10 protein-coding genes are annotated in these 7,653 nt (G+C 73.5%); 8 read left to right on the top strand and 2 right to left on the bottom strand.

Features of this window, described 5'->3' with window-relative positions; translation table 11 throughout:
- On the bottom strand, window positions 1–1,048 hold a 1,048-nt coding region (locus I4I78_RS07155; RefSeq protein WP_308251952.1), incomplete at its 3' end, for a nitronate monooxygenase.
- An 86-nt stretch (window positions 1,049–1,134) separates the two neighbouring features.
- On the opposite strand from I4I78_RS07155, the gene prcB reads away from it, so the two are divergent.
- The 7 genes from prcB (at window position 1,135) to I4I78_RS07120 (ending at window position 6,364) form a co-directional block, all read left to right on the top strand.
- Window positions 1,135–1,995, top strand: coding sequence for a proteasome subunit beta (gene prcB, locus I4I78_RS07150; protein ID WP_308251951.1), 861 nt, complete (start codon window positions 1,135–1,137; stop codon window positions 1,993–1,995).
- 23 nt (window positions 1,996–2,018) lie between these two features.
- Entirely contained in the window at window positions 2,019–2,507 is a 489-nt protein-coding gene (locus I4I78_RS07145; RefSeq protein ID WP_218610406.1) for a protein-tyrosine phosphatase family protein, read from the top strand.
- 2 nt (window positions 2,508–2,509) lie between these two features.
- Entirely contained in the window at window positions 2,510–3,232 is a 723-nt protein-coding gene (locus tag I4I78_RS07140; RefSeq protein WP_218610412.1) for an SUMF1/EgtB/PvdO family nonheme iron enzyme, read from the top strand.
- Window positions 3,229–3,696, top strand: a complete 468-nt coding sequence (locus tag I4I78_RS07135) for a hypothetical protein (RefSeq protein ID WP_218610405.1) — start codon at window positions 3,229–3,231, stop codon at window positions 3,694–3,696. The genes I4I78_RS07140 and I4I78_RS07135 overlap by 4 nt, the downstream gene beginning before the upstream one ends.
- A gap of 7 nt (window positions 3,697–3,703) precedes the next feature.
- Complete coding sequence (locus I4I78_RS07130) at window positions 3,704–4,714, top strand: squalene cyclase (RefSeq protein ID WP_374225850.1); 1,011 nt, start codon at window positions 3,704–3,706, stop codon at window positions 4,712–4,714.
- A 100-nt stretch (window positions 4,715–4,814) separates the two neighbouring features.
- Window positions 4,815–5,897: a permease gene (locus I4I78_RS07125; protein ID WP_218610403.1), complete on the top strand. Its 1,083-nt coding sequence runs from the start codon at window positions 4,815–4,817 to the stop codon at window positions 5,895–5,897.
- 53 nt (window positions 5,898–5,950) lie between these two features.
- On the top strand, window positions 5,951–6,364 hold the full coding sequence (locus I4I78_RS07120) for a DUF6176 family protein (protein ID WP_218610402.1): 414 nt from the start codon (window positions 5,951–5,953) through the stop codon (window positions 6,362–6,364).
- 69 nt (window positions 6,365–6,433) lie between these two features.
- Here I4I78_RS07120 and I4I78_RS07115 read toward each other — a convergent pair whose 3' ends face one another.
- On the bottom strand, window positions 6,434–6,994 hold the full coding sequence (locus I4I78_RS07115; RefSeq protein ID WP_308251950.1) for a GrpB family protein: 561 nt from the start codon (window positions 6,992–6,994) through the stop codon (window positions 6,434–6,436).
- Between the two features lie 177 nt (window positions 6,995–7,171).
- On the opposite strand from I4I78_RS07115, the gene I4I78_RS07110 reads away from it, so the two are divergent.
- Complete coding sequence (locus I4I78_RS07110; protein WP_308251949.1) at window positions 7,172–7,642, top strand: VOC family protein; 471 nt, start codon at window positions 7,172–7,174, stop codon at window positions 7,640–7,642.
- Window positions 7,643–7,653: the final 11 nt, after the last annotated feature.

Here is a 7,653-nt window from a genome sequence, read left to right as displayed (position 1 = left end):
CCGAGGCCTCCCGCCACATCCGGGCGACGATCTCGCCCGCCGGCTCCTCGACGGCCAGGGCCGCGCTCTGCCCGGCCCACCGGTTGACCCGGTCCACCCGACCCGGCTCCCCCGCCCGGTAGCGGGCGACGAGGCGGCGCTGGTGCGGGTACGGCGCGGGGACGGGGGCGCCGGGCTCACGCCAGGCCAGGACGTACTCCGACGGCGCGGCGCGCCCGAGGCGTCCGGAGTAGGCGCGGGTGGTCACCGTCGCCTCCGGGGCGAGGCCGTCCAGCGCCGCGGACCAGTCCTTCGCGATGCCGGTCTCGGGGGCGCGCAGCAACGCCGTCCCGACCTGGACCGCGCTGGCGCCGAGGGTGAGCGCGGCGGCGACCCCGCGCCCGTCGGCGATCCCGCCGGCGGCGACGATCGGTACCCGCAGGTGGTCGGCCAGGCGCGGGAGCAGTGCGAACAGTCCGACCTCTGTGGACTCGGCGGCGGCCGGGTGCACGCTGCCGCGGTGCCCGCCGGCCTCCATCCCCTGCGCGACGACGGCGTCCGCGCCGGCATCCTGGGCGGCGAGCGCGTCGTCGAGGGTCGTGGCGCAGGCGAACCAGGCGATGCCGGCCTCGTGCAGCGCGCGGACGTAGCCGGGCTCGTAGAGGCCCATGATCGAGGAGACGGCGGTGGGGCGGGCGGCGAGCATCGCGGCGCACTGCTCGTCGAAGTCCGGTGCCGCGCCGCCGGCCTCGCCCGCGGTGCCCAGGCCGTCCAGGAACCGGGAGGCGGCCTCGATCCGGGACGGGTCGTCGTCCGGCGGGTCGGGGATCCAGAGGTTGAGCTGCACCGCACCGGAGGAGCCCGCACGGAAGCGGCGCATCCAGTCGGTGATCCGCTCGGGCGAGTCCTGCAGTACCCCGGCCGCACCCATCCCGCCTGCCTCGGCGACGGCGACCGCCAGCTCCGGCGGGCAGGCACCGGCCATCGGCGAGGACACCACCGGTACCCGCAACCCGAACCGCGTACAGAATTCCTCGGCCCGTCGGCGGGGCCCACTCGACTGCGTCACGCCCACGAGTGTGCAAGGTCCGCGACCCCGTCCGCACCGGGGACGGTCCGTGGCTGGACCCCGGAGGGGTGTGCGGGCAGGATCGGGTGGCGACTCCCCGACCCGAAGGAAGTGCCCGCGATGCGCACGACCCCGCCCGCCGCATGATCGGTGACACCTCGTTCGTCGAGTACCTGCGTGCGCACGCGCCGCAGATGCTGCCCGGCGCGCTCCCCCGCGACCCGTCGCTTCGGGTGGGCGCGGACCTGCGCGCCCCGCACGGCACCACGATCGTCGCGCTGCACTTCGCCGACGGCGTCCTGCTCGCCGGTGACCGCCGCGCCACGCAGGGCAACGAGATCGCGCAGAAGGACCTGGAGAAGATCCTGGTCGTCGACGACTTCTCCGCCGCCGGTTTCGCCGGCTCGGTCGGGCACGCGCTGTCGATGCTGACGATGTTCGCCGCCGAAGTCGAGCAGTACGAGAAGATCGAGGGCGCCCCGATCAGCCTGGGCGGCAAGACCCGGCGGCTCTCGACGATCGTCCGGGAGAACCTGCCCGCCGCGATGCAGGGCTTCGTCGCGATCCCGCTGTTCGTCGGCTACGACCCGCTGGAGCCGGACCCGGCCCAGGCGTTCCGGATCGTGTCCTTCGACGCGAGCGGGGACGCGGTGCGCGACCGTCAGGGCTACGAGTCGATCGGCTCCGGCTCGGTGTTCGCGAAGGGCGCGCTGAAGAAGCGCCACTCCCCCGACGCGGACCGCGCGGGCGCGGTCTCGGCCGCGGTCAACGCGCTGTGGGACGCCGCCGACGACGACTCCGCCACGGCCGGTCCGGACCTGACCAGGGCCCTGTTCCCGAACATCATCCTGGTGACGGCCGCGGGCACCGAGACCGTCCCGGACGACGAGATCCGCGCCGCCACCGAGCGGATGCTCGCCGAGCGGCGACGGCGTCCCGGCGGCTGACCGGCCCGCCGATTCGGAGGGCGATGAGCGAGCTCCCGCTCGCCGGGGCGATCCGGCTCCCCGACGGCACGCTCGTGCGCGGCCGGGGACGTCGGGACCCGCTGCCCGAGGGGCCGGCACCGCAGTTCGGCCTCTACCCCGGCAGGCCACCGGACCGGGGGCGTCGGACGCTGCTCCGGCGCACCACCCCGTGGCTGCCGGACTGGCCCGCCGAGTGGGTCGACTGGCCGGACTTCCGCACGCCGCGCGACCCCCGGCGGGCCGCCGCCGCGATCGTGCGCGCCCACGACCTGGCCCGCGCCGGCCACCGGGTCGAGGTCGCGTGCGGCGGCGGTGTCGGCCGGACCGGGACCGTGATCGCGTGCATGGCCGTGATCGCCGGGCACCCGCCCGACGACGCCGTCGCCTGGACCCGCCGCAACTACCGCTCCCGCGCGGTGGAGACCCGCGGGCAGCGCCGCTGGGTCGCGTGGTTCGCCGAGCACCGTCGCCGGGTCGATGACCTTGCATGATCATGGGGGGCCGGCGGGGACCCGAGACCGTGGCCGTCCCGGCCGGCAGGGTGACACTCTCGGACCGGCGGACCCGCCGCAGCTGGCGCGTCGACCTCGCCGCTCACCGGGTCGCCGTCCATCCCGTCACGCGGGAGCTGTACACCGCGATCACCGGTGACGACCCGGGCATCGCGAGAGGTGCACGGCTGCCCGTCGAGAGCGTGTCGTGGTGGGACGCGGTCAGGTTCTGCAACGCGTTGTCCGAGCGGACCGGCCTGAGCCCGGTGTATCGGGTGCACGGCGAGGACGTCACCTGGGACCGCACCGCCGCCGGATACCGCCTGCTCACCGAGGCCGAGTGGGAACACGCCTGCCGCGCAGGCACGGACGGGCCGCGCTACGGCCCCCTCGACGACATCGCCTGGCACCGGGCCAACTCCGGGGAACGCATCCACGACGTCGGCGGCCGGCAGCCGAACAGCTGGGGGCTGCACGACACCCTGGGCAACGTCTGGGAGTGGTGCTGGGACCTCTACGACCCGGAGGTCTACGGCACCTACCGCGTCCTGCGCGGCGGTGGCTGGTTCGACGAGCACTGGAGCTGCCGCGCGTCGGTGCGCCGACGCAGCCACCCGACCCTGCGCCTCGACGACGTCGGGTTCCGCGTCGCGCTCGGGCCCTCGGAACTGTCGGTGCCGGGGCCTACGGTCGGCGCCCATCGAGGTGAGGAGCGCCGAGGATGACCGACCAGGACGCTGTCATGACCGAGATCGCCGCCGCGATCGAGCTTTCCCAGGGCGGGCACACCGCCACGGCGAGGGAGCGGTTCTCCGCGATCTGGGAGGAGATCGGGCCGGCCGCGGACCCGTTCCACCGCTGTGTGCTGGCCCATCACGCAGCGGACGTGCAGGCCGACGTCGCCGACGAGCTCCGCTGGGACCTGCTCGCGCTGGAGGCCGCCGACCAGATCGGTCCCGGACGGGCCGAGGAGCACCATCCGTCGCTCGCCCTGGCCGGGTTCTACCCCTCGCTGCACCTGAACCTCGCCGACGTCTACCGCCGGCTCGGTGACCGGGACCGCGCCGGCGAGCATCTGGACCGGGCGCGGGAGGCGATCGGCACGCTGGGCGACGACGGCTACGGCCGGATGATCCGCGACGGCATCACACGGTGCGCGGCCCGCCTCGCCGAGACGACCGACGGGTGACACCGTGGTGACCGAGCAGCTCCTCACCTGGCTCCGTGACTCCGATCCGGCCCTGCGCTGGCAGGTGGAGCGCGACCTCCTGCGCGAACCACCCGAGGTGTGGGAGGCGACGCGGGCGAGGATCGCGACCGAGGGGTTCGGCGCACGGCTCCTCGCGCTGCAGGACCCGGACGGGCAGTGGGCGGGCGGCGCGTTCTTCCCCGCGGACTTCCGCGGCACCCCTCCCGACGACCCGCGATCCGACGGCACCGAGCCCGACAGCCCCGGGCCCGACGCCGGGCAGCCGTGGACGGCGACGACCTGGACGCTCAACTCGTTGCGGGAGTGGGGCCTCGATCCCGCCGTCCTGCGCCGGCGCCGCACCGTCGAGCTCCTCGCCGAGAACAGCCGCTGGGAGTACGAGGACCTGCCGTACTGGGGCGGTGAGGTCGACTGCTGCATCAACGCCTGGACGGTCGCGAACGGTCTGTGGCTCGGCGCGGACGTCACCGGTGTCGTCGACTGGTTCCTCGACCACCGTCTGCCCGACGGCGGCTGGAACTGCGAGTGGGTCGAGGGCTCGACGCGGTCGTCGGTCCACTCGACGCTGAACTCCCTCAAGGGAATCCTCGCCCACGACATCGCGACCGGAGGCACCGAGGCGACCCGCGCCGCGCGGCGCTCCGGCGAGGAGTACCTGCTGGAGCGAGGGCTCTTCCGCCGTCTGTCGACGGGTGAACCGCTGGCACCGTGGGTCGGGCGGTTCGCGTACCCGTTCCGCTGGTTCTACGACGTGCTCAACGCGGCCGAGTACTTCCGCGACGCCGCGCTGGCCGACGGCACGGCGCCAGATCCGCGGCTGGCGGAGGCGATCGAGCTCGTCCGTGCTGCCCGGCAACCGGACGGCACCTGGCTGCAGGCTCGCCGTCACCCCGGCCGGGTGTGGTTCGAGGTCGACGTCGCGGCCGGGGAACCGTCGAAGTGGCTGACCCTGTCCGGAACGCGGGTCCTCGACTGGTGGGACGCGCGAACCCGCTGAGCCGGGAGATCGTCAGTCGGCCGCGTCGAGCCGTCGGAGCCAGACATGCGCGGCCCGTGTTCGTGCGCCGGATGAGTCTTTCTGATCTAGCCTCCATCGCGTGTCCACGACGTCGCCGACCCCGGAGCCATCGAGGACCCGGGTAGCGGCCGTGACGGGCGTGACGATCACCGCCGTGGTGTTCATCGTCGTGCTGTTGTGGTCGAAGTGGGTCCCGTACACCGGTCAGGCTCTGCGCGCGGCCGGCAACGGCACGTGGAGCGGGTCAAACGTGCTCGGCGTCGGGGACGTGCGTCCCGGCGACCCGCCGTCCTGGCAGGCGGCCACGTCGTTCCTAGTCGCCTACGGTCAGGCGGTCTGGAAGGCGCTGGTCGCCGCACTGCTGATCAGTGCCGCGTTGCAGTCGCTGATACCCCCGGGGTGGATGGTGCGGCTGCTCAACCGCCGAGGGCGGATCGCCAGCGCGGTCGCGGGCGGGCTGGGCAGTACGCCGTCGATGATGTGTACCTGCTGTACGGCCCCGGTGGTGGTCTCGCTGCGTCGCTCGGGCGTCTCCAGCGCCGCGGCCATCGCGTACTGGCTGGGTAACCCCCTGCTCAACCCGGCGGTACTGGTCTTCCTGCTCCTCGTCGCGCCGTGGGAGTGGACGGCGACCCGGCTGGTCGTCGGGCTGGTGGTCGTCGTCGGCGGCGCCGCACTGGTCGCGCGTCTGACCGAGGGGCGGCACGCCCCGCCGGGAGTCGCCGCACAGGCGCGGGGGGAGACCGCCGACCCGGACTGGCTCCGCCGGGCACCGGCGCGCTTCGGCCGTTCCCTCGCCCGTCTGGCGCTGGTCATCGTTCCCGAGTACCTGATCATCGTGCTGCTGGTCGGGGCGTTCCGCGGGTGGTTGTTCCCGCTCGACGCCGCTTCGGGCTCGGGACTGCTGATCGTGGTGCTCGCCGCCGTGGTCGGAACCGCGGTGGTCATACCCACCGCAGGCGAGATCCCGATCCTGCAGGGCCTGGCCATCGCGGGCGTCGCCGCCGGACCGGTCGGTGCCCTGCTGGTCACACTGCCGGTGGTGAGCCTGCCCGGGATCGTGATGGTCGGTCGCGCCCTGGGCTGGAGGGCCACGGCCGCGACGGGCGCACTCGCCGTCGCCGGCGGTCTACTCGGGGCCGGTCTGCTGATGGTGCTGTGACGTCCGCGCGGAAGTCGCTCGGGCGGACGGGCGTCACCTGTCACGCTCCGACGATGACGTTCGGAGAGAAGGCCGGAATCCCCGACGGTCTCGTCGTGGAACTGTCCCGGGGGACGGTGCTGGACGGGCGCAGCGACGAGGCCGATCGCTGGATGCAGATGCTCAGGGACCGTCGCGAGGAGTGCATCGCGACGCTGGACCGCGAGCGGATGGCGATCGAGATCGTCTTCCGCCTCCGCGAGGACGGCCAGGACTACCTCTACTGGCTGACGGTGTGCGGTTCCGAAGGAGCCGGCCTGGACCTCGACCGCCCGATCGACCGCGATCATCTCGCGGCGGCGAAGCGCACGAAGGAGCCCGGATGGGTCGAGGCCGAGCCACAGGTCGTTCTCCTGCCGGCTCCCGTGGATGACGCCGTACGGCGCTGGGCTCTGCGGCCACGGGACACCCCTACGGCGGCCGACTGACGAGAATGGATCGTGCCGAGCCGCGACGACGGCATCTGGATCGGCCCCCGGCCGTGCCCGTCCGGCCGATTACCCCCGCCAGCCCGCGCGCGCCAGGATCGCCTCGATGACCGGCTGTTTCGCCTCTGCGTAGTAGTTCATGTCGGACCATTCCCGGCCGGCGAGGGACCGCTTCGTCGACTCGTACAGCTGCCGATCCCCCTCGTCGGTCCGGAGACGGTCGCGGAAGACCCGGTACTTGCGGATCTCCGCGTGGTCGGGCGGATAGCAGTGCAGGTTGACCGGCTCGTCCGGCTCCCCGATGCGCAGGCAGCGATGACCGGGCTCGCGGGCGCGCAGGTCGTAGCCGGCCGCTTCGAGGTCGGGCAGGTAGGCCGGCTCGTCGTCCGGGTCGTCGATCCCCACGACGATGTCGATGGTCGGCTTGGCGGCGAGTCCGGGGACCGACGTCGAGCCGATGTGTTCGATCAGCCGGGCCCGGTCGCCGAGGACCTGACGGAGCTGGGCCGCACGCGCCTCGAAACGGGCGGGCCAGCTCGGGTCGTGCTCGGACAGCGCCACCCAGACGGGGCGGGGCCCGTGGACGAGCACATCGGCGAGGACGTCGTCGGTCAGCGGTTCCTCGGTCACGGCGCGACCCTCTCGGTAGGCAGCACGCCAACGTATCGACCGCGAGGGGTCGCCTCAACCGGTCTGCGGTGCACTGCGCGGTCCGGACCGCTGCCGCCGCCCCGAACCGACGCTTGACCTGAACCGCACGTGAGGTCGGACCCTGTCCCCACAGCCCACCGAGCCGAGGAGCAGGCAGTGCCGGATCTGACGATGGGTGTGACCGAGCTCGTGATCGAGGCCCGCGACCTGGACGCGTCCGAGCGGTTCTACAGCGACGTACTCGGCCTCCCGGTCGTGGGCCGCTGGGAGGGCGACGCCTTCCGAGGCCGCGAGGCCGTCTGGATGCAGTCCGGTGACCGGACCCGGATCGGGTTGTGGAGGCCTCAGGTCGGCATCGCCGGTTCGCGGGGCGGGGTCCACGTGCATTTCGCGATGACGGTCGCGGAGGCCGACTACGACGCCGTCGTTGCCCGGATCCGGTCGCACGGTGAGTACGTCGACGAGGTCTACTTCGGGGACGACCCCACAGCTGCCGGCCAGCGCTCGGCGTACGTGACCGATCCCGACGGCCACGTGGTGGAACTCTGGACACGCGACGTGGCCACGCAGGGCGCGGCCGGCCCGCCGCACGCGACAGGGCCCGCGGTCGCCGGTGTCGACGGGTAACCCCGGTGCAT

The sequence above is a fragment of the Pseudonocardia sp. KRD291 genome (genome assembly GCF_019263595.1).
GTDB lineage: Bacteria > Actinomycetota > Actinomycetes > Mycobacteriales > Pseudonocardiaceae > Pseudonocardia.
Note: the sequence above shows the minus strand (reverse complement) of the source record. Positions and strands in the feature narration are given on the sequence as shown.

Excerpts from the sequence above, each read along its gene's own strand:
- I4I78_RS07140 (WP_218610412.1), top strand. The coding sequence starts at position 2,510 with ATGGGGGGCCGGCGGGGACCCGAGACCGTGGCCGTCCCGGCCGGCAGG.
- I4I78_RS07145 (WP_218610406.1), top strand. The coding sequence starts at position 2,019 with ATGAGCGAGCTCCCGCTCGCCGGGGCGATCCGGCTCCCCGACGGCACG.
- I4I78_RS07120 (WP_218610402.1), top strand. The coding sequence starts at position 5,951 with ATGACGTTCGGAGAGAAGGCCGGAATCCCCGACGGTCTCGTCGTGGAA.
- I4I78_RS07135 (WP_218610405.1), top strand. The coding sequence starts at position 3,229 with ATGACCGACCAGGACGCTGTCATGACCGAGATCGCCGCCGCGATCGAG.